The sequence below is a fragment of the Cupriavidus basilensis genome (assembly GCF_000832305.1).
Taxonomy (GTDB): Bacteria; Pseudomonadota; Gammaproteobacteria; order Burkholderiales; family Burkholderiaceae; genus Cupriavidus; species Cupriavidus basilensis_F.
In genome coordinates this window covers 347339-371114 of sequence record NZ_CP010537.1, presented here as the reverse complement: position 1 = coordinate 371114, position 23776 = coordinate 347339, and the positions used below count along the sequence as shown (strand labels likewise).

At 66.5% G+C, this 23776-nt stretch carries 27 protein-coding genes and 1 pseudogene; 13 read left to right on the top strand and 15 right to left on the bottom strand.

The genetic code is table 11. The annotated features are described in order from the left end of the window. Positions 1–33 precede the first annotated feature (33 nt). From RR42_RS22440 to RR42_RS22415, 6 genes are all read right to left on the bottom strand, one after another. Positions 34–798: an NTP transferase domain-containing protein gene (locus RR42_RS22440; protein WP_043353141.1), complete on the bottom strand. Its 765-nt coding sequence runs from the start codon at positions 796–798 to the stop codon at positions 34–36. A gap of 32 nt (positions 799–830) precedes the next feature. Next, entirely contained in the window at positions 831–1838 is a 1008-nt protein-coding gene (locus RR42_RS22435; protein ID WP_043353139.1) for a flippase-like domain-containing protein, read from the bottom strand. Further along, entirely contained in the window at positions 1835–2677 is an 843-nt protein-coding gene (locus tag RR42_RS22430) for a 2OG-Fe(II) oxygenase (protein WP_043353137.1), read from the bottom strand. Before RR42_RS22430 ends, RR42_RS22435 begins: the two co-directional genes overlap by 4 nt. Before the next feature lie 8 nt (positions 2678–2685). Then, a complete protein-coding gene (locus tag RR42_RS22425; protein ID WP_043357629.1) occupies positions 2686–3354 on the bottom strand; it encodes a CDP-alcohol phosphatidyltransferase family protein in 669 nt (222 codons plus the stop codon). 312 nt (positions 3355–3666) lie between these two features. Then, positions 3667–6090 (bottom strand): penicillin-binding protein 1A, encoded by a 2424-nt coding sequence (locus tag RR42_RS22420; RefSeq protein ID WP_043353135.1) that lies wholly within the window; start codon positions 6088–6090, stop codon positions 3667–3669. A gap of 141 nt (positions 6091–6231) precedes the next feature. Next, the gene (locus RR42_RS22415) at positions 6232–7068 is read right to left on the bottom strand and encodes a hypothetical protein (protein ID WP_043353133.1); all 837 of its coding nucleotides are present in this window, start codon (positions 7066–7068) and stop codon (positions 6232–6234) included. A 384-nt stretch (positions 7069–7452) separates the two neighbouring features. Here RR42_RS22415 and RR42_RS22410 point away from each other — a divergent pair, with 384 nt between their 5' ends. The 7 genes from RR42_RS22410 (at position 7453) to RR42_RS22380 (ending at position 13117) form a co-directional block, all read left to right on the top strand. Then, positions 7453–8007, top strand: coding sequence for an AAA family ATPase (locus RR42_RS22410; RefSeq protein ID WP_043353132.1), 555 nt, complete (start codon positions 7453–7455; stop codon positions 8005–8007). A 136-nt stretch (positions 8008–8143) separates the two neighbouring features. Further along, positions 8144–8560, top strand: coding sequence for a hypothetical protein (locus RR42_RS22405; protein ID WP_052494862.1), 417 nt, complete (start codon positions 8144–8146; stop codon positions 8558–8560). A 133-nt stretch (positions 8561–8693) separates the two neighbouring features. Beyond that, entirely contained in the window at positions 8694–9314 is a 621-nt protein-coding gene (locus RR42_RS22400) for a flavodoxin family protein (RefSeq protein WP_043353130.1), read from the top strand. Between the two features lie 112 nt (positions 9315–9426). Continuing rightward, positions 9427–10524, top strand: a complete 1098-nt coding sequence (locus RR42_RS22395) for a substrate-binding domain-containing protein (RefSeq protein WP_052494861.1) — start codon at positions 9427–9429, stop codon at positions 10522–10524. Positions 10525–10746: 222 nt separating this feature from the next. Then, positions 10747–11553: an SDR family NAD(P)-dependent oxidoreductase gene (locus tag RR42_RS22390; protein WP_201777380.1), complete on the top strand. Its 807-nt coding sequence runs from the start codon at positions 10747–10749 to the stop codon at positions 11551–11553. Between the two features lie 63 nt (positions 11554–11616). Further along, complete coding sequence (locus RR42_RS22385) at positions 11617–12594, top strand: Bug family tripartite tricarboxylate transporter substrate binding protein (RefSeq protein WP_043353128.1); 978 nt, start codon at positions 11617–11619, stop codon at positions 12592–12594. A gap of 85 nt (positions 12595–12679) precedes the next feature. Further along, on the top strand, positions 12680–13117 hold the full coding sequence (locus tag RR42_RS22380) for an ester cyclase (protein ID WP_043353126.1): 438 nt from the start codon (positions 12680–12682) through the stop codon (positions 13115–13117). A gap of 4 nt (positions 13118–13121) precedes the next feature. On the opposite strand, the pseudogene RR42_RS41190 reads toward RR42_RS22380, so the two are convergent. The 3 genes and pseudogenes from RR42_RS41190 to RR42_RS40470 all read right to left on the bottom strand — a co-directional run. Further along, positions 13122–13277: pseudogene (locus RR42_RS41190) on the bottom strand (arsenical resistance protein ArsH); the annotation flags it as partial. Positions 13278–13339: 62 nt separating this feature from the next. Next, a complete protein-coding gene (locus tag RR42_RS22375) occupies positions 13340–13720 on the bottom strand; it encodes a VOC family protein (protein WP_043353124.1) in 381 nt (126 codons plus the stop codon). Positions 13721–13862: 142 nt separating this feature from the next. Next, positions 13863–14138, bottom strand: coding sequence for a hypothetical protein (locus RR42_RS40470; protein ID WP_043353122.1), 276 nt, complete (start codon positions 14136–14138; stop codon positions 13863–13865). On the opposite strand from RR42_RS40470, the gene RR42_RS40465 reads away from it, so the two are divergent. Then, positions 14125–14277: a hypothetical protein gene (locus RR42_RS40465; protein ID WP_158408293.1), complete on the top strand. Its 153-nt coding sequence runs from the start codon at positions 14125–14127 to the stop codon at positions 14275–14277. The two genes, RR42_RS40470 and RR42_RS40465, sit on opposite strands and share 14 nt — an antisense overlap. An 11-nt stretch (positions 14278–14288) precedes the next feature. Here RR42_RS40465 and RR42_RS41185 read toward each other — a convergent pair whose 3' ends face one another. Beyond that, entirely contained in the window at positions 14289–14606 is a 318-nt protein-coding gene (locus RR42_RS41185) for a GyrI-like domain-containing protein (RefSeq protein ID WP_236702158.1), read from the bottom strand. Between the two features lie 373 nt (positions 14607–14979). On the opposite strand from RR42_RS41185, the gene RR42_RS37835 reads away from it, so the two are divergent. Beyond that, positions 14980–15474, top strand: a complete 495-nt coding sequence (locus RR42_RS37835) for a hypothetical protein (RefSeq protein WP_052494860.1) — start codon at positions 14980–14982, stop codon at positions 15472–15474. Positions 15475–15602: 128 nt separating this feature from the next. Here RR42_RS37835 and RR42_RS22355 read toward each other — a convergent pair whose 3' ends face one another. From RR42_RS22355 to RR42_RS22345, 3 genes are all read right to left on the bottom strand, one after another. Further along, positions 15603–15929, bottom strand: coding sequence for a winged helix-turn-helix domain-containing protein (locus RR42_RS22355; protein WP_043357615.1), 327 nt, complete (start codon positions 15927–15929; stop codon positions 15603–15605). Positions 15930–16140: 211 nt separating this feature from the next. Further along, positions 16141–16569: a TOBE domain-containing protein gene (locus RR42_RS22350; protein WP_043353121.1), complete on the bottom strand. Its 429-nt coding sequence runs from the start codon at positions 16567–16569 to the stop codon at positions 16141–16143. A gap of 150 nt (positions 16570–16719) precedes the next feature. Continuing rightward, positions 16720–17076: a gamma-glutamylcyclotransferase family protein gene (locus tag RR42_RS22345; RefSeq protein ID WP_144409919.1), complete on the bottom strand. Its 357-nt coding sequence runs from the start codon at positions 17074–17076 to the stop codon at positions 16720–16722. Between the two features lie 230 nt (positions 17077–17306). Between RR42_RS22345 and RR42_RS22340 the strand changes: the two genes are divergently transcribed. Continuing rightward, on the top strand, positions 17307–18593 hold the full coding sequence (locus tag RR42_RS22340; protein ID WP_043357610.1) for a DUF2325 domain-containing protein: 1287 nt from the start codon (positions 17307–17309) through the stop codon (positions 18591–18593). 29 nt (positions 18594–18622) lie between these two features. Here RR42_RS22340 and RR42_RS22335 read toward each other — a convergent pair whose 3' ends face one another. Next, positions 18623–19900, bottom strand: a complete 1278-nt coding sequence (locus tag RR42_RS22335) for a collagen-like triple helix repeat-containing protein (protein WP_043353119.1) — start codon at positions 19898–19900, stop codon at positions 18623–18625. 414 nt (positions 19901–20314) lie between these two features. On the opposite strand from RR42_RS22335, the gene RR42_RS22330 reads away from it, so the two are divergent. From RR42_RS22330 to RR42_RS22320, 3 genes are read left to right on the top strand one after another with little or no spacing between them, the layout of a single operon-like run. Beyond that, positions 20315–20818, top strand: a complete 504-nt coding sequence (locus RR42_RS22330) for an ester cyclase (protein WP_043353118.1) — start codon at positions 20315–20317, stop codon at positions 20816–20818. A 31-nt stretch (positions 20819–20849) separates the two neighbouring features. Continuing rightward, on the top strand, positions 20850–21947 hold the full coding sequence (locus RR42_RS22325) for a hypothetical protein (protein WP_043353116.1): 1098 nt from the start codon (positions 20850–20852) through the stop codon (positions 21945–21947). Next, positions 21944–23332: an MFS transporter gene (locus RR42_RS22320; RefSeq protein ID WP_052494859.1), complete on the top strand. Its 1389-nt coding sequence runs from the start codon at positions 21944–21946 to the stop codon at positions 23330–23332. The genes RR42_RS22325 and RR42_RS22320 overlap by 4 nt, the downstream gene beginning before the upstream one ends. Here the strand turns inward: RR42_RS22320 and RR42_RS22315 are convergent. Then, positions 23284–23724 (bottom strand): DoxX family protein, encoded by a 441-nt coding sequence (locus RR42_RS22315; protein ID WP_043353114.1) that lies wholly within the window; start codon positions 23722–23724, stop codon positions 23284–23286. The genes RR42_RS22320 and RR42_RS22315 overlap by 49 nt on opposite strands. Positions 23725–23776 lie beyond the last annotated feature (52 nt).

Below are 23776 nucleotides of genomic sequence, written 5' to 3'. Positions count from 1 at the left end.
GCGAAGCGGTCGAAAAAATCGGGTCAATCGCGTTCACTGTGCTACTCCCACAATCGGCTGAAGTTCAGGCAGGACTTCGTCGCGCGCGCGCGCCACGTCGTTCGGGAAATCGATCTCGATCCACGGTGCGCCGCTCACATCGGCGACATCGAATACGTGGCCGCCTTCGAGCAGCAGGTCGCGCACCGCTTCTTCGTGCGGCATGTTCGAGCGGCCGCTGTCGACATAGCCCTGGACGATCTGCGCCATGCGGCGCGCGGTTTGCTCCTGAAAGCGGAAGAAACCGACCGACTCGCCAATGGTGTCGTACTCCAGACCAACCGCGAGCTGCTTGCGCAGCTCCACCGGCACGCCGTCCTTCAGGCACAGCTTGACGGGTTCGTCGCCGGCTTCGAAATCGCGGTCGATCAAGAGGCGATTGGTGGTGGTGCCCGCCACCAGCGCGCCGAGGATGCGCTCGTCGTAGAGCACGTCCGCATCCATCAGCAGCACGTCGCCGCCGCGCGTGAGCGCATCGGCCACTGTGTGCACGGTCAGCACGCTGCCCAGGTCGTAACGCGGGTTCAGCACGATCTCCGGATAGGGGTCGCGCCCCAGCCGTACCAGCTCGGCCTCGACGTGTTCCGGCTGGAAGCCCAGCGCCAGCACGATCTCGTCCACCCCGGCCGCGTCGAGCATGCGCAGATGCCGCTCCAGCAGGGTGATGCCCTCAAAACGCAGCAGGCATTTGGGGAATTGCTCCCCGGGTTGTTGCTGAAGTCGCAGGCCTAGGCCCGCGGCAAGGATGATTGCTCGCATTCGTTCTCCGCACCCATGCAAATTGCCATCGATCAATCGGCGGCCTGCTGCACACCTGCTGCACGCCGCCGTTGGAATTTTCGTTCACTCAAATGTAAATACAGCAGCCCGGGCGCGCCGAGCCCGATCTCGCGGGCGCGCTTTGCCAGGGACAGCGCCAGCGCCGCTTCGGGCGGCAGGCCGACGATGGGCGCCAGCAGCAGGTAGCCGCCTTCCTGCGCGCCCAGCGAGCCGGGAATGGCAAACGCCGCGCCACGGATCGCCTGCCCCACGCTCTCCAGCAGCAAGGCGTCGAGCCAGCTGACGGGATGCCCGAGGAAATGCAGGGCCAGCCAGACCTCGCCCGTGCCGACCAGCCAGCCCACCAGGCTCAGCGCGAAGGTGGACGCCACCTTGCGGCGGTCGCGGTACATGCCTTGCACGGCCGCGTCCACGGCATCGGCGCGCATGGTCAACCCCGACCAGTCGCGCTTGCCGAATACCTTCGACAGCAGGCGCAGCACCCGGCCGAACAGGCCGCGCTTTTGCACCACGTAGAAACCCGCTATGCATAGCGCAAGCACGGCGGTGACGACCAGGGCCGGCGTGCGCAGGTCGGCAAGCGCATCGTGCCCGCCATACAGGCCAAACAGCGCCAGGCCGATAAAGGCGAACACCATCTGCGCCAGCGCCTGCATGGTGGTGCTCACCGTGATGGCCGCGGCGGCGTCGCGCATGCGCGTGCCGCGCTGCGCCAGGTAGCGCACCATCAGGACCGGGCCGCCGATCTGCCCCGCCGGCAGCAGGCTGTTGACGGACTCGCCGGCCCAGCGCGCCAGCAGCGCGTCGCGCAGGGTGCCGTGGCCGGCCCTGCGGTCGAACAACACGTAGATGGCGCCGGCGTCCAGCACCAGCGGCAGCAGGTGGAACGCGGCGACCAGCACCAGGCCCCAGCCTGCCGACATGAACGTCGACGCGACGGAGCCGAATCCCTGCCAGGCGAGCAGCGCGACAAAGAGCGCCGCGCCGATTGACAGGAAAAGCATGGCAGCACGGGTCATGAGCGGGGCTTCTGGCCCGGTACCAGTCTCTTGAACACTTGCCGGAAGCCGAAATAGGCGACCGCGTCCTTCATATTGGAGATGAAGCGCAGCCACGGGCGCATGCCCGGATCGGTCACGTACTCGAACGTCAGCGACACGCGCATTTCGTTGGCGCCGGCCGGCGTGATGCGATGACGCAGCTTGTCGCCATCGAAGAACACCAGCCCGCCGGGCGTGGTCTGCACCGAGCCGGGCTCATCGGGCACTTGCGCGTTGCGCGTGTGCAGTTCGTAGTCCAGGCGGCATGACGATTCCTCGATCACGCCCAGCAGCAGCGTGTAGCGGCGGCCGTCGTAATAAGAGGTGTCGTAGTGCCAGCCAATGTGGTCACCCTGGCGCGTGTAGTAATACAGCGCGTAGGCATGGGGATCGGAATCGGGGGAGACCAGCAGCTTCTCGCCGCACATCTGCTCCAGCCAGCCGATCAGCGCCTTCGACCGGTACAGCTCGGCGATGAACGGCGCTAGCTCGTCGATGGTGTGCCGGCTGACGCTGCCGCCCTGCTTGTGGCCGGGCAGGTAGTTGCGGTTGATCTGCGGCACCAGCGCGCGGGCGCTGGCCACCAGTTGCGCGGTGACTTCAGGCGCCAGGAAATCCTCCAGGTGCAGGAAAGCGTCCTGGCGCACGAAATCGGCGCGCAGCTGCTTGCTGTCGAGCCGCGCGGTGCGCTCGGCCACGCAGGCATCGGGGTTGGGCAGCATGGCGCCGGCGGCAGGTTCCGCAGCCGGCCTTTGGCGGGAGGGAACCGAAGCGGGGGACGGGTCGTCCAGCGTGATGTCGTTGGCTTGCTCGCTCATCGGGTTTCTCAGATCTCCGTCGAAGCCGTGGCTGGCAGGGGACGCCGCATCACACGCCAGTAATCGATGATGACCCAGGCCGCGAACAGGGGAGCGCCGATCGACGCTGCCATCAGGAACGGCGCGATGCCGCTGGTCAACGTCACCAGGGGAAGCAGGTAAAGCACGTCTTCGGTCTCGAAACCGCCGGCAGAGGCTTGCTTCGTCCCGCTTTTCCCCACACGCGACTCGATCCGCATGCGCAGGAAGAAGATCAGCGCCACCGCCACGCCCGCGAGCGCGCCTTGCAGGACGGGCGACATCGTGTCTGCCGCGGCCTGCCCGGAAATGGCTGCGCCCATGCCCACGAAGAGCAGGACGGTAATCAGCGCATCGCTCGCCAGGTCATAAAAATGGCCTATCTTGCTCGATTTACCGCTAATTCTTGCCAATTCTCCGTCAGTGTGGTCAACGAAGTTGGACACCACGATCAGGAGCGCGCCGTAGTTGGTCCACGCGAAACCGCCTTGCATCAGGCACGCTACCCCGGCAAGGCCGATCGCGAGCCGCAGGGTGGTCAAGTGGTTCGGCGTGATCCAGGAGTCCTTGAGCGGGCGGACAAGCGCGCGCGCCAGACGGGCGTCCCAGGTACGCGGAGCGGGAGGCTCGCCACGAGAATTCTTTGGATTTTTGTTCATCAGGAAAAAGGTCCACCGGCAGGAAAGCTGCCGCACGGCTCGCATACTAGCGCCGGATTGCGCACCTTGCATTGTGCGCACGCAACGCCGAAAGGCCGGCCGGGCCGCTTTTGGGGGCATACGCCAGTCAAACCGCTATGTTAAGCGATGTGACCCGCAACGGTAAGCGCGCGTGAACGGCGCCAACCTGGAAGTCGCCTCCACGCCAGCGCGGACGCGCTTTACCTTCCGCATGCCGGCAGGCTGAACCTGGCGCAAGGGAGCCCGGGGTTGCGGCGCTCAGCGCCGCGCCGGGCCCGGCCAAGCCAGGCTTCAAGGCTGGCTGCTTTCGCTGGCCCGTGCTCGGGCATCGTCTTGCGTGAACGATGGCGCCGCCATGGCTGGCGGCGCGCTGGCCGGCGCTCCGGCCGGTGCCGCATCGGCGCCGCCTTGCTCAACGGCCGGGCTGCTCGCGCCCGGCAACGCGGGCAACGCAGGCGGCGCCGACGCCACCGATGCCGCCACGCTGGCTTCCGGCTCCAATGCCGCCGTATCCGGCGGCGCCGGGCGAGCGGCCCGCTTGGGCGCGGGCGGGGCTTCCGGCTTGGCCGCCGACCCGAACCACCGCTGGTACCAGCCGCGTATCGTCCAGCCCAAGGCTTCAAAGAGGCCGGTCTCCTTCTGCTCCACGAAGCGGACGTTCGCATCGATCATGCGGGACCGGAGCGAACGCTGGAAAAAGTCACCCACCATCGGCAGCGCGCTGTGCGCGCCCTGGCCCCAGTAGTCGCTGCGCAGCGTCACCCGGCTGTCGTTGAACCCGACCCAGGCGCCGGCTACCAGTTGCGGATGCATCAGGATGAACCAGCCATCGGCGTTGTCCTGCGTGGTGCCGGTCTTGCCGGCGACATCCGCGCGAATGCCGAAGCGCGTGCGAATGCTCGCGCCGGTGCCGCGATCGATCACGCCGCGCATCACGTCGAGCAGGGTCTGCACGGTGGCAACCGGCAGCGCCTGCTCGGGTGACGCGGGACGGAACGTCTCCAGCACCTCGCCCTTGCGGTCTTCGATGCGCGATACCATCACCGGCTCCAGGTAGGCGCCCTGATTGGCGATGGTGCCGTAGGCGCTGACCATTTCCTTCAAGGTGACCGGGCTGGTGCCCAGCGCCAGCGAGGGCACGGGATCGAGCCGGCTTTGCCGCACGCCCATGGCGCGCGCCAGCTTGGCCACCTTGGCCGGGCCAACGCTCTGCATCAGTTGCGCGGTGATGGTGTTCTTGGAATACACCAGGCCATCGCGCAGGCTCATGGCGCGCCCGCTCGGGGGGCCATCGTCGGAGGGCCGCCAGACCTCGCCGCCGGCGAGCGGGATTTCCACGGCCTGGTCGACGAAGGTGTCGTCGGGCTTGGCGCCTTGCTCGAACGCAGCGCCATAGACGAACGGCTTGAACGTGGAACCTGGCTGGCGCTGCGCCTGCTGGACGTGGTCGAAGGCATCCAGGGTGAAGTCGCGGCTGCCTACCCATGCCTTGATTTCGCCGGTGCGCGGGTCCAGCGCGACGAAGCCTGCCTGGATGCGGGTCTTGGACTGGCGCAGCGCCTGCATGAAGGCGGTGTCCGCCAGCAGCTGCTTCATGGCCGCCTCGGGTGTCTGCCCGGACTCCCTCGCCGCGCGGTACGCCGGGGTCTCGCGCACAAAGGCCTGCACCAGGTCTTTGTTGGCCGCCCAGCCGGAGCGCGGCGCCCACGCGGCATCGGCAATCCCTTGCAGCTGGTTGCCCTGGCGCGCCACCGCCTGGTTGGCCAGCGCCTGCAGGCGCGAATCGATGGTGGTGCGCACCACCAGCCCGTCGGTGTAGATGTTGTAGTCGTTGCGGTCCGCCCAGGTGATCAGCCATTTGCGCAGCTGCTGGGCAAAGTGCGGCGCCGGGCCGGGCGGCTCGGTCTGCCGCTCGAAGTCGATGCGCAGCGGGCGCTTTTTCAGCAACTCGTACTTCGCCGGCTCCAGCTTCTGGTACTTGACCATCTGCGCCAGCACGGTATTGCGCCGCTGCACGGCGCGCTCGGGATTGATGACCGGGTTGTAGTAGCTGTTGCCCTTGAGCATGCCGATCAGCGTGGCGCTTTCCAGCACGTCGAGCCGGTCGGCGGATTTATCGAAGTAGGTGCGCGCCGCCATCTCGATGCCGTAGGCGTTGTACAGGAACGGCACGGTGTTGAGATAGGTCTCGAGAATCTCGTCCTTGGTGTAAAGCGCCTCGATCTTCAGCGCCGTGATGGCTTCCTTGAGCTTGCGCGTGAGCGTCGGCGCGCGGCCGATCTCGTCGGGATAGAGATTGCGGGCCAGCTGCTGCGTGATGGTGGAGCCACCTTGCCGGTCGCCGGAGAAGGTATGCAGCGCGGCCGAGCCCATGCGGCGCCAGTCCAGGCCGAAGTGCTGGTAAAAGCGGTGATCCTCCGTGGCGATCAGCGCGGTCGTCACGTTGGGCGAGATATCGGCCAGGCGGACCCATTCGCGGTTAGCCCACTTGAACACGGCCAGCGGCTTGCCGTCGGCCGACAGGATCTGCGCGGGCTGGTCGGACTTGGCCTTGCGGATGTCGCTGATGCCCGGGGTGAAGGGAATCAGCACCAGCACATAGAGCAGGAACAGCACCGGCACGGCGGCCACTGCCTTGGCCACGCCGCGGCGCGTGGGGCGCCGCAGGCGGGCAAGCCGCTCGGCGGCCAGGGATTTGATCTGGGCCAGATTCATGAAGCAAGCAGCATGGGGCGGAGTCACATTCCGGCACGAAGAAAGGCCTGCATCCTACCAAAATCGCTTGCGGCACCCCGGCATCTCGTCGCGCGCCTGGGAATCAAGGCCGGATCGGGGCCACTTCAGCACTTCAGCACTTCAGTCGAAGCGGTGCTCCGCAAGCACCAGGCTTTCGTCCAGACGCTCGTACTTGGACGCGTAGCTGGCATCGAAGCGCACCACGCGCCTGAGCTCCGGGGCATACCACGCCACCGCCGTGTAAGGCACGGAGGATGGTGCGCCATACGAGAAGCCGTAGAACGGCCGCGCCACATAGCCCTTGCAGGCCAGGCGCAAGACGCCGAAGCTGCCGGCAGGCACCGTGATGGCGGACTCCCCGGTCACCTCGCCGGTGAGTTCCATACGCATGTCGGTGCCGGCCTGCTTGTAACTGTATTTCCATCGGGCACCCGGCTTGACGTCTACCGGCACCCAGCCGCGCGGCGGCGATGCGCCATCGAACTCGCCGCCGCTGGGGGTGCTGATCCGCTCGACGCGGCCGTCCAGGGCCTCGACGCGGGCGCCCTGGTTGAACGTGATGCGCTCCCCTTCGACGCGGTCGACCCGGTAGACCACATCGCGCCGCTTGCGCGTCAGCTTGTCGATCAGTTCATAGCGCCAGACCTCGCCAACGCGGGGCGACTCGCCGCCAGCCGGGGCAGCGCCGGCCTCGTCCACCACAGGCGCCGCAGCCGCTGGCGCAGACGAGCGATAGCTGGCCATCGCCGCCGCGCCGCGCTCCTTGATCTGAGCGATCCAGCTTGCGGGCAACGCCTTGAGCTTTTCGCCGGGCGCGCGCCGTGCCGACAGGATGCCCACGAGCCGGCCCGTCTCATCGAACAGGCCGCCACCGCTGGCGGCCGCCGGCAAATCAAGCGTGAGCTCGATGCGGTCCAGCTTGCCGTCCAGGCCCGCGCGCCTGCCAGCACGTGGCAAGCCGTGACCAGTTGCCCCGGGCCAACCACCACGGCGGAGCCCGACGCCAGCGGCGCGTTGTTGGCGCCCGTTGCCCGCACGGCATAGATGCTTGGCGTGAGCTTGGCGAGCAGCTGCGGGGCATCGAGCGCGCAGGCATTGTCGGCGGCGAGCGTCAGAAAGACAGGTGTAGCGATCAGGGCGAAGCGGCGCATCGATTGCGGGCATGCGGGCAATCCGCTAGCATCTGCGCCATGACCCGCGCGCAAAACCCGTCGATTATTCGCACCATCCCAGGGATGGTGGGTTAGCGCACGTGGACTGAGCACACACAGCGACCCGCCCAACGAGGCGGGTTTTTTGTGCCCGCCGCCTTGGGGCCTGCAAACACCAAGGAGCCTGAAGATGCAGCCAACCCGCCCCGCAGCAGCAGCACAAGCACCACAAGCAGCAGCGCCCGCGGTCCTCTATATGGTCTGCGGCAAGATCGGCTCCGGCAAATCGACACTGGCCAGGCAGCTCGCTGCCCGGCCAGCCACCGTGCGGATCAGCGAGGACGACTGGCTGTCACGCTTGTATCCCGGCGAGATCCGGGAAGTCGCCGACTATGCCCGCTGCGCCGCAAGATTGCGTGACGCCATGGCCAGCCACATCGACGCGCTGCTGCTGGCGGGCATGTCGGTGGTGCTTGATTTCCCTGCCAACACGCCGGCCACGCGAAGCTGGGCCAGGGCCATCTTCGAGCAGTCGGGCGTGGCGCATCAACTCCACTACCTCGATGTGCCTGACGCCGTGTGCAAGGCCCGCCTGCGCACGCGCAACGCCAGCGGCACGCATCCGTTCGAGACGACCGATGCGCAGTTCGATGCCATCACGCGTTACTTCGTGGCTCCGTCGGCGCACGAGGGTTTCAACGTGATCCGGCATGTGCCATCCGAGGCCGGCGCGGCGGCGACCTGACAGGCAAAGCGGGGAAGGCGGCGGACCGCATGGCTCGGCTCGCTATCATGGCGAACACGTTCACCCACTAATCGAAAGCCGCCATGTCCCTGATGTTCGAGCTTGCATCCACCCTGCCGGTCAGCGCCAGCCAGGCATGGCGGCGCCGCCCGCCATGCGCGGCAAGGCGATCGGCGAGCTGCCGCTCGGCGAGCGGCTTGGCCGCAGCTGGCTGCTGGCGCTCGGCATGTTTCCCGTAGACGCGGACGACATCATGCTGGCGGAGGTGGGGCCGGGCTACCGCTTCAAGGAAACGTCGCGGATGCTGAGCATGCGCAGCTGGGTGCACGAACGAACGGTTCGAGACACCCCTGGCGGCTGCGAGGTGCACGACCGGCTCGTCTTTTCCTTGCGCGGACCCCCAGCCTGGCTGCCCGGTGGTGGCAGCGCGATGGCAGCCGTCGTGAAATGGCTGTTTCGCCACCGTCATCGGCGCCTGGCACGGTGGGCACGAAATGCCAGGCGCACAGAATCCCCGGCCTCGCCTGATAATTCAAAATATTTCAATGAATAATTGAGATTTCAGTCGCCAACGCGATCGGCCGGCGCCTAGACTTGCCTCACCGGCCCAGCAATCGAGCAGATCCAGTGATCCACGCGATGCGAGCCAAATTCAAATATTTCCAACTTTATCGAGGCACCGCATCATGAACCCCAACGCTACCCAAATCGCTATCGTCTACCACAGCGGCTACGGCCACACCGCCAGGCAGGCACAGGCCGTTGCACGCGGCGCCGCCAGCGTCGATGGCGTGGAAAGCCTGCTGATCAGCGTCGACGACATCGACCAGCACTGGGACACACTTGAAAACGTGGAGGGCATCATCTTCGGCGCGCCCACCTACATGGGCAGCGCGTCGGCGCAGTTCAAAGGCTTTATGGACGCCACCTCGCGCACCGTTTTCGCCAAAGGCGGCAAATGGGCCAACAAGGTGGCGGCTGGCTTCACCAATTCGGCCTCGCGTTCGGGCGACAAGCTTGCCACGCTGCAGCAGATCGCGATCTTCTCCGCGCAACACGGCATGCACTGGATCAACCTTGGCCTGCCCCCGGGCCACAACAACTCGAAATCGACCGAGGATTCGCTCAATCGACATGGCTTCTTCCTGGGTGCGGCAGCGCAGTCGAATGCAGACGAAAGCGCTGACGTGGTGCCGCCGCCGGCAGACCTGCGCACGGCCGAGCATCTGGGTGCGCGCGTGGCGGAAGTGGCCCGGCAACTGGCCGCCGGCCGCGCGGCATTGGCGTCGCTGAAGAAGGCAGCCTGAGGGCTTGCGCCCCAATACACACCTACGCGTGCCAATGCGCTTCACGTGATTGAAACGTTTCATAGCGTGCTACACTGCACGCCACAGCAAACGACGATATCCGTGGAGTGCCATGCAGAAAAAAGCCGCAGCGCAGCGCAAGCCGACCCTGAAGGACCTGGCCGAGCAAGCGGGCGTTTCGGTCGGCACCGCCTCCAACGTGATGGCGGAGCGAGACGGCCCGTCCGCCGAGACCGTCGCCCACGTGTTCGAGGTGGCGCGCAAGATCGGCTATGTCGCCAACGCCGCGGCCCGCAGCCTGCGCTCGCGGCGCTCGCGCCTGGTGGCCTGCCTGGTGCCGGACATCACCAACCGCTTCTACGGCGTGATCGTGCGCGCGGCCGAACATGTGCTGCGCGAGGCCGGCTACACCTTGCTGCTGGTCGACACCCATAACGACACCGAACGCGAATGCGAGCTGCTGCTGGACGTGACCCGTGTCGGCGTTGACGGCGTGCTGTTCGCGCCCGGCTCCGAGAGCTCCGGAAAGCTGCAGCAGCGGATCGCGCAGGTGGATGTGCCGCTGGTGATCCTGGACCGCGATATCGCGCCGGATCGGCCCAGCGTCAAGGTGGACCACTTCAGCGGCGCGCTGAAGACCGCCAACTATCTGCTCGATCTTGGCCACCGCCGCATTGCCCTGCTCTTCCCCAGCTCGCACCTGCGCCCCGCGCGCGAGCGCTGGCAGGCCTTCGAGACGGCTGCCGCCGCGCGCGGCATCGGCGATGCGCTGGAGCTTGTGCGCATCGACACCAGCTCGATGGACGTCGCCTTTTCGCAATGCCTGGCGTTATTCCAACAGGCCGCGCCGCCGACCGCCATCTTTGGGCTGGGCACGACCCTGCTCGCCGGCGCGCTCAAGGCAGCACGCCAGACCGGCAGGGACATTCCGGGCGACCTGTCCGTGGTGTGCGTGGGCGATACCGAACTGGCCCAGGTGCATACGCCCGAGCTGACCACGCTCACCTGGAACCTGCAGGTCCTGGGGCGCCATGCCGCCCGCCTGCTCCTTGCCGAGATGGAGCCCGGCATCGATCCGCAAGGCAGCCCTGACGCAACCGGGCACCTGATGCTGACCTGCGAGCTGATCCTGCGCGAGTCCTGCGCCGCCGTCCACACGGGGGCAGGCAAAAAACCGGCGCGAGGCCGGGCGAAGCGCCTCGCCAGCTAGGACTACCACTTTCCCCGGACCCATCACGCAAGCCCCCGCCGGGCGGCGCGATGCCGCCATTCCGGCATGCCCTTACCCTGTCTCAAGCCCTTGCAGGCAGTCGTTTACCCTTTATATGAAACGTTTCAATTTCGTGCTATATTTTTTCCATCCCTGGTAGTGGGGATCATGCAAACAATCACGTAAAGATCATCCAAAGATCACCACGGAGACAGCCACAGCATGCCGGACAGCAATCGCAAAGGAGTGAGCCGGCTTGCCGGCAAGGCAGCCATCGTCGTAGGCGCGGGATCGATCGGCGCCGACACCAGCAACGGCGCAGCCGCCGCCATCGTCTACGCCCGCGAAGGCGCGCGGGTGCTGTGCGTGGACCGCGACCTGGCGCTGGCCCGCAGGACCGCGAGCCAGATCGAGGATGCGGGCGGAAGCGCCAGCGCCTTCGAGGCCGACGTGCGCGACGGCGCGCGGCTGGCAGCCATGGTGGAGGCCTGCCGCGAGCGCTATGGCCGCATCGACGTGCTGCACAACAACGTGGGCATCGAGGAGATCGGCGAGCTCGAGGACATCACGGAGCAATCCTGGGACCGCGTGTTCGACATCAACCTCAAAGGCGCCATGCTCGCCTGCCAGAAGGCAATGCCGCACATGATCGCGCAGGGCGGCGGCTCGATCATCAACATCTCGTCGATCGCCAGCCGCAAATGGGGCCCGATGCCCTTTCTCTCCTACAACGCATCGAAGGCCGCGCTCAACCACATGACGCGGATCCTCGCGCGCCGCTACGCCGCGGACCAGGTGCGCTGCAATGTGATCCTGCCCGGCCTGATCGATACGCCCCATGCGGCCCACCTGACCGATGGCGACGAAGCCGCCGTGCAGGCCGCGCGCGAGTTTCGCAACAGCCGCTGCCCCATGGGCCGGCAAGGCACGCCGTGGGATATCGCCTACGCGGCGTTGTTCCTTGCCTCCGATGAGTCGCGTTATGTGACGGGGCTGGAGATGGTGGTAGATGGCGGACTGGGGCTTTGACGAAAATAGACAGCGAATCAAAGGCCGCACCGCGGCACATGACAAAGAATCAGGAGACGCCCCATGCCCCGCCACCTAGCCGCCGCTACGCTCGTCGTCGCGCTTGCCGCGCCCGCAATCGCAGCGCAGGCCAGTGAACCCTCCGCCGACTACCCCTCCCACCCCATCCGCCTGTTGCTGCCGATCTCGGCCGGCTCCGGCGGCGACATCCTTGGCCGCGTGCTCGCGCAGCGCATGTCGGCCATCCTGAAGCAGCCCATCGTGGTGGAAAACAAGGGTGGCGCCTCCGGCATCATCGGCACGCAAGCGGTCGCACGCGCGGCGCCCGACGGCTACACCTTCACGCTCGGCGGCGCGACCACGCATATGCTGAACGCCGCGGTCTACACCAAGCTGCCGTATGACCCGGTGAAGGACTTCACCGCCATCGGCCAGGTCGGCACCGCCGCCATCCTGCTGGTGGCCAGCAATGACTTTCCCGCGAACGACATCAAGGCGCTGGTGGCGTACACCAAGAGCCATCCCAACGAAGTGCAGTACGCCAGTTGGGGCACCGGCTCCACGGGCCAATTCTGCGGCGAGGTGCTCAAGCAACTGGCCGGCGCCTCGATGACGCATATTCCCTACAAGACCGTGCCACAGGTGCTCAACGACATCGTTGCCGGGCATATCAAGCTGGGCTATGTGGACATGACTTCGGGCACGCCCTTCGTCAAGTCCGGCAAGGTCAAGGCGATCGGCACCTGTACCTCGCGTTCGCCGAGCCTGCCCGGGGTGAAGAGCTATGTCGACGAGGGCATCGATTTTGACCGCGTATTCCGCTGGGGCCTGTATGTGCCCGCCGGCACGCCCAGACCGATCGTACAGAAGCTGTCGGACGCCTTGAACCAGGTGCTGGCCACGCCGGAGATCAAGGCCCGCCTGCTGGAGATGGGCATCGCGGCCACGCCGATGAGCGGCGAGGAACTCGGCAAGCTGAATGAGCGCGATATCCCGGCGTGGAAAGACGTAGCAAAGACCGCCGGCGTGACGCAGGACTAAGCGCCTTATGCACGCGTCAATGCACGCATCAGCGCATCAATCACCCGGCAAGTTCGCAAAAAACCCAAATCACGGAGCCCTGAACATGGATAGTCTGTCTCTCGCCCGCATCCAGACCGTGCGCGACCATATGGCCCTGGAGTGCACCCAGGAATGGGACGCCGTCATCGCCACCTTTGCCCATCCGCGCTACGAGATGCACGGAGGCGGCGCGGTCTTCGACGGCGAGCAAGCGGTGCGCGGCTACTTCGCGTCTTCGCGCACGCCCTTCCCCGACCAGGCCAACGAGATCATCAGCATCGCCGCGGCCGGCGACACGGTGCTGGTGGAATTCTGGCTCACCGGCACCCACCTAGGCCCCCTGAAGGCGAACGGCACCGTCTACCCGCCCACAGGCCGCGCGTTTCGCGTGCGCATGGCCGCATCGTTCGAGTTCGCGCCCGACAGCGACAAGATCGTTTGCGAGCGGCCGTACTTCGACCAGGGGGCAAAGCTGCGCTCGCTGGGGCTGGCCGCCACCTAGCGCATGGCACGCTGTCCGTGAGGGAAAGGCCATGCGGATCGAACACCTTGGTCTGCGCGCCGAGGTGCCGAAGGATCCGCTGGGCTTCGAGCGCAAACAGGCGGCTACAGGAGTTCGGGTGCAGCGAGCCGTCGAGCAGGAGAATGCGCGGCGCATGTGATCCCGGCAGCGATATAAAGCGATCCACGAGCCGCCCGGTGTCCGGTGCCTGACCAAAACAGCTTATGTCGCTTCAAGCACAGAGAGAATATTGCCGGCCGGGTCCTTGAACCAGGCGATGACGGGGCCGCCCTCGCTGCGGCAGATGCCCCGCTCGTCGGTCTTCAGCCCGGGCAGGTCGTAGGTCTCGAAGCGCACGCCGAGCTTGCCGAGTGTCTCCACGGCCTTGTCCACGCTCTTCACCGGGAAATTCAGCACCGTGAACGTCGCAGGCACGTGGTTCGGCTTGGAGTAAAGCAGCACGTTGTTGCCGCCGGCGATATACAGGGTCAGCAAGCCCCCGCTTGCGGACACTTCCAGCCCCAGCGTACCGCCATAGAAGTTCGTGGCCCTGGCGATGTCGTCGACCGAGAATCCGCTGAATGCATGACTGTCGCGCAACATGGCTTGCTCCTTGAAATCACTTCCGCGCATGCGCAAACAAAACCGGCCCGCTCGCGCCGCAGCGGCCTACGGGCCAGTATTGTTCATCGCGGCGGGGGACTCAAGGCAGGTAACAGAGCACAGCGCGCGATTCAGCCTGGGCTTACTTCGTGCTACCAGACTCCGCCGCCTCGGTGCGCTGGAGCGCACGGCTGCACTTGCGCACAAGCCGCGCAGGCGATTGCTCCGCCTCAAGCGCCTTCGACGCGGCGATCAGCATCGCGGGCAAGGCAGGATCGCGCCTTGCCTCGTCCATGGCCGCCTGATCGTCGGCACCCAGTTGGCCAAGCGCCGCCGACAAGGCTGCCTCGTAGCGCGGCGCGTTCGCGGGATCCAGCTTCGCGCAAGCCATCGGGAAGGCAACGATGGAGGCGTACATCGCCACCTTGAATTCCGGCGCCAACGGGCCGCACGGCGCATCGGGCGGGCACGGCGTGGTGGAAAAACTGCTTGCGGAAAACAATGCCAGGATCACTGCGTTAACTGTCTTTACAGGCATGGTGGTGTCGCGCCCGTGACGGGCAACGCCTCAGGCCGGTGCATCCGCCCCACCCCTGACCGGCAGCCAGATTTCCACGGTGCCCGTCCCCGCCACCGGATCGAAGTCCGCGCTGTAGCGCTCAAACTCAGGCGCATGCCCGGCCTGGAACCCGGACGCCGGCAGCCATTTGTGCCAGATGCGGTGAAACGTCTCGTGCAGCGTCGAAATATCGCCTGCATGCACGAATACGGCGTAGCGCTGCGGCTCGACCTTGATGCAGCGAAACGATGACGGCAGTCCGTCCGGGCTGCTCACTTCCACGCCGGCCACATACTCGAAGCTGCCATCGTCCCTGGATTGCAGCACAGTCCGTAGGTCATCCCGCCCACCTGGCCCGGGACTTCGCCAATGGAGGGGCCGAATGCTTCCCAGAGCGCGGGGATGCCGCCGTTCGTTTCCAGGGTGAACCGCCCGCCGAGGCCCGCTATCCAGAATGTGCGGCCGGCTTCAAAACGTGGGGTGGGCAGAACGGTGGCGTTCGGTTCTTGCATGCGTTGTGGCTCGGAGAAACAGCAGTCCATGGGAGATGTGCGGCGTGCGCGGCGCCAAGCATAGCGCAAACGCCGCCGGCACTTGATACGCCGATTCGAAGCTCGTACCATGCCTTGATTAGCGAAATATAGCGATGTATACAACGCGGGTCAAAGCAGGCGCCCTGGCCAGCCAAGGAGAGAGTTCCGTGAATGAAGCACTGTCCGCCAGCACTGGCGAGAGCAACGTGCGGCAATACCAGTCCGATGCGCTGACGATTTCGGGGCTGCCGCAAACGCTCAACCTGGACGCGGCAGCCCTGGCGGGCTGCGCTGATATGGTGGGCGGGCCGGCAACCATCCAATGCTATTCGGGGCGCCATGTCCGCGAAGTGCGGCACTGGCGCGGCGTGCGCGTGACGCAGTTGCTTGACCTCGCCGGCATGCAGGCACTGCCCATCGGGCGGCGCAAGCAGAGCGTGGTCGCCGTGGTCGCGAAAGACGCCTACCGGTGCCTGTTCACCTGGCACGAGCTGTACAACACGGCCGTGGGCAGCGGCGTGATTCTGGTGGTGGAAAAGGACGGCGTGGCGTTCGATCCCGACCTTGGCGGGCTCCACCTGGTGTCATTGCGCGACCTCAAGCTTGGCCCGCGCCAGGCGCTCGCGGTCAGTGGCATCGAGGTCCGGCAGTGGCAGGCTTAGAGGCCATTTCCGAAAGATTCTGGCGTCGTTGCGCGGCCTTGGCCGATTCGCTTGTACTGTCTGCGGCCGCGCGTGGCCAGAACCGCCTCGCTTCATTTTGAAACAATCAGCATCTTAGGGTTCAGGGTTCAGGGCTTGGCCAGCAGCTTGATCAGGCCGTTGATCTCGGCCTCGCAGGCCTTGGCCGCGCGTAGCTCCGCGGCGCGGTAGAGCCGGATCGCTTCCTCGCCCACCGGCGTGAGCACGGTGCCGCCACCCTGCGCGCCGCCATGCTCGGAATCCACTGCCGGCCTGGCCAGCGAGCGGTTGATTTCGTTGAGCAGATCCCAGGCCCGCTTGTAGGACATGTCGAGGTGTTTCGCCGCAGCGGAAATGGAGCCGCATTCGCGGATCGCTTCCAGCAGCGCAATTTTGCCGGGGCCAATGGCGATGGTATCGCCCAGCATGACGCGCATGCGAAACAGCGCCTGCGGCGTATCCGGGCTGACCGAGGTTCGGGAGCGAGCAAGTTTGACCATGGCGGCATGGTACCCCGGCGGCATCCCCAGCGGAATACGCGCGCCATGCAATAGCGCTAGCGCCGATGCGGATAGCACCATACGATCCGCAAAGCGTTACAAGTGTTCGCGGCGCCGGCCACCCAAAAGGCGCCATTGCGCGGCACGCCTATGCGCGCGCGGCCAGCAGGACGCTGGAGGCCTTGAAGATGGCGACAGCCGCGCCGCCTTGCACCAGCCCGAGGCTGGTCACGCTGTCATTGGTGATGATGGCCACGATCTCGCCGCCCTGCGCCAGGCCGATGGAAACCTCCGCATTCACCGCCCCGATCCTGATGCCCGATACCGTGCCGGCAAGCTGGTTGCGCGCGGAGAGGAGGATGTCCGGGTCGGGCACACCCACGATCACGGACGATGCCTTGATCAGCGCGACGGCTTCCTTGCCGACCGCCAGCCCGAGGCGCTTCGTGCTCTCGGCGGTGATGGTCGCCACGATCCGCACGCCGCTGGCGATCTCCAGTTCGATTTCATCGTTTACCGCGCCTTTGTGGACCGCGCTGACCTTACCGCTCAATTGGTTTCTTGCGCTGGTTTTCATCTTGCCCTCGCCTCGTCATGTCCGCGGCCATCGCCCGGCCGCATGGGTCCCGGCCTGTGGCGCCAGGGTGCCTGATCGCCCGATCATAGCGCGTTCACATCCCTTCGCCATGCCGTCCTTCCTGATCACCATTCTTGCCAGATTGCCAGATCAGGCCCGGACATAGACCCACGCCTGAACGCCGGATTTCAGCGTCACCGCGATGCGCTTGTAGTCAGAGACTTCATAGGCATCGGCCGCGGCCAGTTCCTGCGCGGTGATCTCGAAGACCATGCCGGCCACCGCATCGTTGGGATCCGGGCTGGGCTGGACAATCGGATGATGCGTCTTTCCGCTGGTAGCAACCACGGCGGGGTCATCGATGGCGACCATCGATTGCGAGTAGCCGGGGATGGCGTCATCGCGGCCGGCCAGTTCGCGGCCGAAGTTGGCGATCTGCACCGCCTTGTCTTGCAACGTCCCGTAGGAAAAAAGCAGTACAGCCGTATCTTTCGCATCCACCATCATCGCCACTCCTTTTGATCTGCCTGTCTGGCGCTGCAATTCTAGGGCATGCCCGGTGGTTGCCGGCAGCGCCGCATGACATACCTGATGCGCCTGCGACGCGCTTCCTGCGCCGCCGCACATCCGTTATATTCAATGGTATATTTCGCTGACCGAACGGGAATCCTGGCGTTGCCCCTCTCCGAGGCATGGCAACGCGCCACCCTGCCCGTCTTCTCTCACGCGAGGTCCGCATGCACACGCCACCGTTTCGCCTTGCTCGCGCCAATGGCATTGGTGCAGCGCTTGGCCACGAGCAGCCACCGGCCACCGGTTGTTGCTCGCCAGCCGAGCCGCAGAGCCGCGCAGTACGGCGGCGCACGCGCCTGGCCGAGCTGGACTCGCACCTGCACTGCTCAGTGATAGGCACTTGCATGACCACCAGCGAGCTGCGCAAGCTGGTACCGCGCTTCACCACGCTGGACCGGCAGCGCGCCACCGACCTCGAAATCCACCATGAAGCGGTCAAGCTTTCCAGCGCGGGCGGCGAGGGTTGCAAAGCATTCCAGAAAGCGCTCGATGAGCGCTACGCGAGCACCTTGAAGCGTTTCGGCGTGGCCAGGGATGCGGATGCCGTGCGCAAGCTCTGGGACGACGCCGTCAGGAGCGGCGACATCCCGCCGGCTTACTGGGCGGTGATGACGCACCCTGAAGCCGGCACCGCGGTTCGCCAGGCGGCGTTTGGCGAGGTGCATATGCTGTCGCACCTGGTGGGTGCGGCGAATCGCGCCGACATCCGCCGGCTGATCGCGCTGGAAGAAGAAAACGCCACGCTGCGGGACAAGCTCGAGCGCCAGCAGGAGCGCCTGCAGGCGTTGAACACGCGGCATGAAATGGCGATCCGCCAGATGAGCGATCCGCTCAGCCAGCTGAACGCGCGCGCGGCCCGGCAAGCGGGGCCGCGCGACACAGGTACGGAGATGGATGCGGCATTGCAGATGCTGCAAGAAAGCCTGGCGGCACGCGATGCGGAACTCGCACTGCAAGCAAGCCGCCGCGAAGCCGCGGAGCAACGCGCCATGCGCGAACACGAGCAGATGCAAGCGGTGCGCGCGCAGCTTGACGACGCGCTGGCCCAGCTGAAGATCAGCCGCGCCGAATCGCAAGCCATGGAACGCGCCGTGCTCCCCGCCGCGGCACAAGGGGAGGAGCGCCACGCCGGGCTGCGCCAGCTACAGGGAAAACGCATTGTCTATGTCGGCGGACGCCCCGGCTCCAACCACACCCTGAAATCGCTGGTGGAATCCACCGGCGGCCAGCTCGTGCTGCACGACGGCGGCATCGAGGACAGGAAGGGCCTGCTGGCGGCAACCGTGGCCCGCGCGGACATGGTGGTGTTTCCCGTCGACTGCATCGACCATGACTCCATGAGCATGCTCAAGCGCGTTTGCGAGCGCCATCAGGTGGCCTACTATCCCTTGCGAACCGCCAGCGTGGCCAGCTTTGTCGAGCTGACCACGCGCGTCAGCGCAGCGGCGTAGCAAGAAGCCGGCGCCATGGCGCCAACGTATCAGGGCTTGGTGCCGCCCAACCCGCCAAGCAGTCCGCCGAGCAGGCCACCCGTGCCCGCATTGCCGGCGCCCGCCGTGCCGGTTGCACCCGTTGCGCCCGACAGCGCGTTGGTGACCGGAGCCAATGCACTGGTCAGCGAGCCAGGCAAGGCACCAGGCAGCGCGCCGCCGCCACTGCCCGTGGCATGCGTCACCGTGCCGAGGGTGTTGTTGAGCAGGCTGGTCACTGGCGCAAGCAGGCCCGACGTCGGCGTATTGCCCGGTGCCAGGCCACCCGTCAGACCGCCCGTCAGACCGCCCGTCAGCCCGCCAAGCAGGTTCGTGACCGGCGCCAGCGGATTATTGCCAGTGCCGCCCGTGGGGGCGTTGACCAGGCCGCCCAGCGCGGAAACCGTATTGCCGGTGGACGTCACGATGCCCCCCAGGCTGGATACCACCGGCGCGTTGGTCTGCGTGATCGTAGTGCCAACGGTGCCCACCGTACCGCCAACAGTGCGCAGCAGATTGTCGACGACGGAACCCAGGCCGGTCGCCGCGCCCAGGGTCTGCGTGGCGCCGGTCAGCGTGGAGGTCAGCGGCACGATCGCCTGGCCGAGCGTGCCTGTGATCTGGGTCACCGGACTGGTGATGGCCTGCGGTCCCGCGCCACCCACGATCTGGCCAACCTGGCTGACGATGGATCCCACCGGCGTGGTGACGGCGGCCAGCGGGCCGGTGCCCACCGCGCCGACGGCGCTGCCCACGCCGCTGATTGCCGTGCCGAGTTGATTGAGCGCCGAAGGGCCGGTCGCGCCGGTGAGCCCCGTGCCCCCGGTAGCACCGGTAGCACCGGTGGCGCCGGTGGGTCCCGTGCCGCCCGCCGGGCCGGTGGCCCCCGTGGATCCCGCAGATCCCGCGGATCCGGTGGCGCCAGTGGGGCCCGAGGGACCTGTAGCACCCGTGGCGCCGCCCGCACCGTTCGTGCCCGTGGCGCCCGTGGCACCGGTAGCGCCTGCGGAACCCGTTGCGCCCGTGGCTCCCGCCGCGCCGTTCGTTCCGTTCGTTCCGTTCGTTCCGTTCGTCCCGTTAGTCCCCGTAGCGCCGGTAGCCCCGGCATCGCCCTTGGCGCCTGCGCTACCGGCCGCACCCGTGACACCGGTGTTGCCCGCCGCGCCCGTATTGCCCGTCGGGCCTGTGGCGCCTGTCTTGCCCATGGCGCCGTCGGATCCGTTGGCACAGCCGCCAAGCAGCACCAACGCGCCCAATGTGATACCAAGGAAATATTGCTGATTGCGCACGGTCAGACCTCTCTGGTTATTGCGTTGAATCGTCAAGTAGTGGCCTGGACGCAATAGTTATGCCCGAAGTAAAAGGCGCCTTTTCCCGTGCCGCGCGCGACCGTGCTCACAGCCCGGGAACCCGCTTGTGGATTGGCTTTGCGGGAAATTAACGTGGCCAGGATCGCGCGTTTGAAGCGCGCCCATCGCCCACCTTTTCCGTTACGCGTTACGTAACGCCCCCCGGCTCCACCGCCAATCAAACAGAAGAAACGGGCGCCTGGCACGCGCGCGCCAAACCCGGGGGTTTATCCGGATCGGCAACTGCCAAGCGGCGACAGTCTTGCACCGGCGCGCTGCAGATAATCGCTCCAGGCAACGGACTGCGGCATCGGCCGCAGTGTTCCGCAGATTGCCCGCCACGGAGCTTTCAGCATGACCACAACCCTCCCCCCCGATCTCAAGGCGCGCCGCGAGCGCCTGGTGCTTGACCACTTCGCCGATGAAACCCGGCAGGATTTCGACGCCGTGCTCGCCACCTTCCCGCACCCGCACTACGAGCTGATTCCCAGTGGCGAAGTGCATGACGGCATCGACACCGTGCGCCAGTACTACATCGACAGCCGCCTGGCCTTCCCCGACCAGCGCCACGAGATCATCCAGCTGCGCCACACGGACGATGCCGTGATCGTGGAGTTCTGGCTGCTGGGCACGCACCGTGGCCCGTTACGCGGCTTGCCGCCGACGGGCAATGCGTTTCGCTGCCGCATGATCGCGCTGTTCATCTTCGAGGGCGAGCGCCTGGTTTGCGAGCGCGTGTATTTCGACACGCTGACGATGCTGCGCCAGTTGCTGGCCGGCACGCCGCCGGACATGCTGCCCCAGCTGATCGGCGGCCTGCTGGGCCAGCCACAAGCGCGCCAGGCCGAAGCCGCATAAAAAGAAAAACAAGAACCACAGGAGACAACGCATGAAACGCGAACCCGACCCGACCGGCCTGCTGCCGATCTCCGACTTTGACGGCGCGCGCTGCGCCAGCGCGCCACAGGACCGCCTGCGCGCCCTGCGCCGCGGCGCGGCGCACTTCCGCGAGCAATTCCTGGAAGCACCGCCGGTCCGGTTCGCGCGCAGTTTCAACCTGCTGCGGGTTCCCTACCCAGCCTGGTACGCCTTTAACGGCGTGTACTCGCAACAGCTGCTCAAGCCGCACTTGATCCACCTGCTGTCGCGCATGGTGCTGATCCAGTACGAGGACTTCGCGGGGTGCCTGCGCACGCTGCTGTTTACCCCCGCGGACTTCGAGGCCGGCGCCGAGACGCCCTACTTCAAGCGCATGAGCACGCAGACGCCGCGCTTACTGCACAGCACCATCGCCCCCGTCTACGGCACGGTGCTGCAAGCGCTGGCTCGCTGCGGCGTGGCGCCGGAGCAGATCGACTACATCACCTACGATCACCTGCACACGCAGGACGTGCGCCGCTGGCTCGGCAGCGGCGCGAGCCGCGGATTGCTGCCCAACGCGAGGCTTCTGGTGCACCGGCAGGAGCTGGCCAGCGTGCACGGCCTGCTGCCGGTGCAGGCCGACTGGTACTGCCCCAATGGCCTCGCGCACGTGCCGCGGGAGCGCATCGTCGCTTTCGACGGCAGCGTGCACCTGGGCCACGGCCTGGCGCTGGTGCACACGCCAGGGCACACCGAAGGCAATCATTCGCTGGTCTATCGCACGCCCGACGGCATCCGCGTGAGCAGCGAGAACGGTGTCAGCGCGGATAGCTGGTCGCCGGAGCATTCGCGCCACAACGGCATCCGGCGCTTTGCGCGCGCCACCGGGGCCGAGGTGATCCTGAACGGCAATACACAGGAGGGCAGCAACGACCAGTACCTGTCCATGGTGCTGGAGAAAACCATCGCGGGCGGCTCCGAAGCGCATCCGTTTTGCAACGTCGTGCCGTCGTCCGAGTGCACGCCGTACTGGCTGTTCCCGGGCGCGCCGTCCAGCCATTTGTGGGGCGAGACCGAGTTCGGCCACCCGACCAGCACACGGGCAGACCGGGGGCCCGCGCAATGAACACCGCCGCCCTCACCAAGCCGGCCGGCGCGGCCGCCGCCGATCCGGCCAGCGACGCCGAACTGTTCCGCAAGATCACATGGCGGCTGCTGCCGCTGCTATGCGTGTGCTATGTCTTCAATTACCTGGACCGGACCAACGTTGGCTATGCGCAGTTGCAGATGCGCGAGGACCTCGGCTTTGGCGATGCCGTCTTTGGCCTGGGCGCGAGCATCTTCTTTCTCGGCTATGCGCTGTTCGAGGTGCCCAGCAACCTGATGCTGGCGAAGATCGGCGTGCGGGCCACGCTGCTGCGCATCATGGGACTGTGGGGACTGGCGAGCGCGGCCATGATCTTCGTGAGCACACCCACGCAATTCTATGCGTTGCGGTTCCTGATCGGCGTGCTGGAGGCCGGGTTCGCGCCGGGGGTGCTGTACTACTTCACGCTCTGGTACCCGTCGCGCCGCCGGGCACAGGTGACGGCGCTGTTCTTCATGGCGTATGGCGCCGCGCCGATCGTGGCCGGGCCGCTGGCGGGCCTGGTGATGACGTTCCTCAACGGCGCGTGGTCCTTGCAGGGGTGGCAGTGGCTGTTCCTGCTGGAGGGGATACCGAGCGCGCTGCTGGGCATCCTGGCCTTCTTCATCCTGTCGGACGGTCCCGCGCAGGCACGGTGGCTCAGCGCCCCTGAGCGGCAACGTGTCGTCCGGCTGCTGGAGGAGGACCAGGCCGCCAATGGCATCCGCGCGGCCCACGGCTTTGGCGCCGCGATGCGCGACCGGCGCGTGTGGATGCTCGGCCTGATTTCGTTTCTCGCCATCCTGGGCATCTACGCCTTGTCGTTCTGGCAGCCCACGCTGTTGAAGATGATGGGGCTGAGCGTGCTGCAGGTGGGGTTTTACGCGGTGGTGCCGGCTGTCACCGGGATTGCGGCGTCCATCGTCGTGGGGCGCCATTCGGACCGCACGGGGGAGCGGCGCTGGCATTTTGCCGTGGCGGCGCTGGTTGGCGCGCTGGGCTTGTCGCTCACCACGCTGTTCATGCACAACCCGCTGGCGGCGGTGCTGTGCCTGGCGCTGTCGTCGGCAGGCATCTCCAGCGCCTTCACGATTCTCTGGTCCGTGCCGGGCAGCATCCTGGCGGACCGGGGCGCGGCTGCCGGCATCGCCATGATCAGCACGATCGGCAGCAGCGCGGGCCTGGTGGCGCCGGTCATGGTGGGCGCCATCAAGGCCGCCACCGGAGGCTTCACGGTTAGCCTGTACATCCTCAGCGCGGCCCTGGTGCTGGCCGCGCTGCTCTTCGTGCTGGCGTTTCCCATGCGCATGGCCGCGCGTGAAACCCGCCCCGCGCGTCAGGCGTTGCCGCGGCGCGCATCCAGGCTGAAGCGGCCCGCACCGTAGACCACGATCTGCAGCAGGCCGCCGGCCATCGCGATGTTCTTGAAGAAGTGGATGAACTGGTTCTGGTCCGCCAGGTTGGCATGGAAGGCCAGCGCGGTCGCCACGCTAAAGACGGCCAGGATGGCAGCTACCAGGCGGGTGCGGTATCCCAGCACCAGGGCGATGCCGCCCACCACTTCCACGGCGATGGCAATGGCCAGCGCCACTTGCGGCAGCGGCAGGCCGACCGACTGGATGTAGCCGATCATGGCGGCCGGCGCGGCCAGCTTGGACGCACCGGAGAGCAGGAAGATGGCGCTGATCAGGACACGGCCCAGCACTGCCACGCCGGCTGCGGCGGGTGTGTCGGCGTGGGCGTTCGTCTGGGCGTTGAGTTGGGCGGCTTGGGACATGGTGGTTCTCCATTCGATGCGGCCGCACGGTCATGGCAGGCCGGTTGAGTCA

Bases quoted from the DNA above. Each gene is read 5' to 3' on its own strand.
- RR42_RS22355 (WP_043357615.1), bottom strand. From the start codon at position 15,929: ATGCGCGTCATGCTGGGCGATACCATCGCCATTGGCCCCGGCAAAATT.
- RR42_RS22375 (WP_043353124.1), bottom strand. From the start codon at position 13,720: ATGTTGCGCGACAGTCATGCATTCAGCGGATTCTCGGTCGACGACATC.
- RR42_RS22325 (WP_043353116.1), top strand. From the start codon at position 20,850: ATGAAACGCGAACCCGACCCGACCGGCCTGCTGCCGATCTCCGACTTT.
- RR42_RS22420 (WP_043353135.1), bottom strand. From the start codon at position 6,090: ATGAATCTGGCCCAGATCAAATCCCTGGCCGCCGAGCGGCTTGCCCGC.
- RR42_RS40465 (WP_158408293.1), top strand. From the start codon at position 14,125: ATGGAGGCGTACATCGCCACCTTGAATTCCGGCGCCAACGGGCCGCAC.
- RR42_RS22315 (WP_043353114.1), bottom strand. From the start codon at position 23,724: ATGTCCCAAGCCGCCCAACTCAACGCCCAGACGAACGCCCACGCCGAC.
- RR42_RS22320 (WP_052494859.1), top strand. From the start codon at position 21,944: ATGAACACCGCCGCCCTCACCAAGCCGGCCGGCGCGGCCGCCGCCGAT.
- RR42_RS22435 (WP_043353139.1), bottom strand. From the start codon at position 1,838: ATGACCCGTGCTGCCATGCTTTTCCTGTCAATCGGCGCGGCGCTCTTT.
- RR42_RS22385 (WP_043353128.1), top strand. From the start codon at position 11,617: ATGCCCCGCCACCTAGCCGCCGCTACGCTCGTCGTCGCGCTTGCCGCG.
- RR42_RS22400 (WP_043353130.1), top strand. From the start codon at position 8,694: ATGAACCCCAACGCTACCCAAATCGCTATCGTCTACCACAGCGGCTAC.
- RR42_RS22340 (WP_043357610.1), top strand. From the start codon at position 17,307: ATGCACACGCCACCGTTTCGCCTTGCTCGCGCCAATGGCATTGGTGCA.
- RR42_RS22330 (WP_043353118.1), top strand. From the start codon at position 20,315: ATGACCACAACCCTCCCCCCCGATCTCAAGGCGCGCCGCGAGCGCCTG.
- RR42_RS22345 (WP_144409919.1), bottom strand. From the start codon at position 17,076: ATGATGGTGGATGCGAAAGATACGGCTGTACTGCTTTTTTCCTACGGG.
- RR42_RS22350 (WP_043353121.1), bottom strand. From the start codon at position 16,569: ATGAAAACCAGCGCAAGAAACCAATTGAGCGGTAAGGTCAGCGCGGTC.
- RR42_RS40470 (WP_043353122.1), bottom strand. From the start codon at position 14,138: ATGTACGCCTCCATCGTTGCCTTCCCGATGGCTTGCGCGAAGCTGGAT.
- RR42_RS22380 (WP_043353126.1), top strand. From the start codon at position 12,680: ATGGATAGTCTGTCTCTCGCCCGCATCCAGACCGTGCGCGACCATATG.
- RR42_RS22440 (WP_043353141.1), bottom strand. From the start codon at position 798: ATGCGAGCAATCATCCTTGCCGCGGGCCTAGGCCTGCGACTTCAGCAA.
- RR42_RS22405 (WP_052494862.1), top strand. From the start codon at position 8,144: ATGGCGGCGCCGCCCGCCATGCGCGGCAAGGCGATCGGCGAGCTGCCG.
- RR42_RS22430 (WP_043353137.1), bottom strand. From the start codon at position 2,677: ATGAGCGAGCAAGCCAACGACATCACGCTGGACGACCCGTCCCCCGCT.
- RR42_RS22425 (WP_043357629.1), bottom strand. From the start codon at position 3,354: ATGAACAAAAATCCAAAGAATTCTCGTGGCGAGCCTCCCGCTCCGCGT.
- RR42_RS22395 (WP_052494861.1), top strand. From the start codon at position 9,427: ATGCAGAAAAAAGCCGCAGCGCAGCGCAAGCCGACCCTGAAGGACCTG.
- RR42_RS22390 (WP_201777380.1), top strand. From the start codon at position 10,747: ATGCCGGACAGCAATCGCAAAGGAGTGAGCCGGCTTGCCGGCAAGGCA.
- RR42_RS22410 (WP_043353132.1), top strand. From the start codon at position 7,453: ATGCAGCCAACCCGCCCCGCAGCAGCAGCACAAGCACCACAAGCAGCA.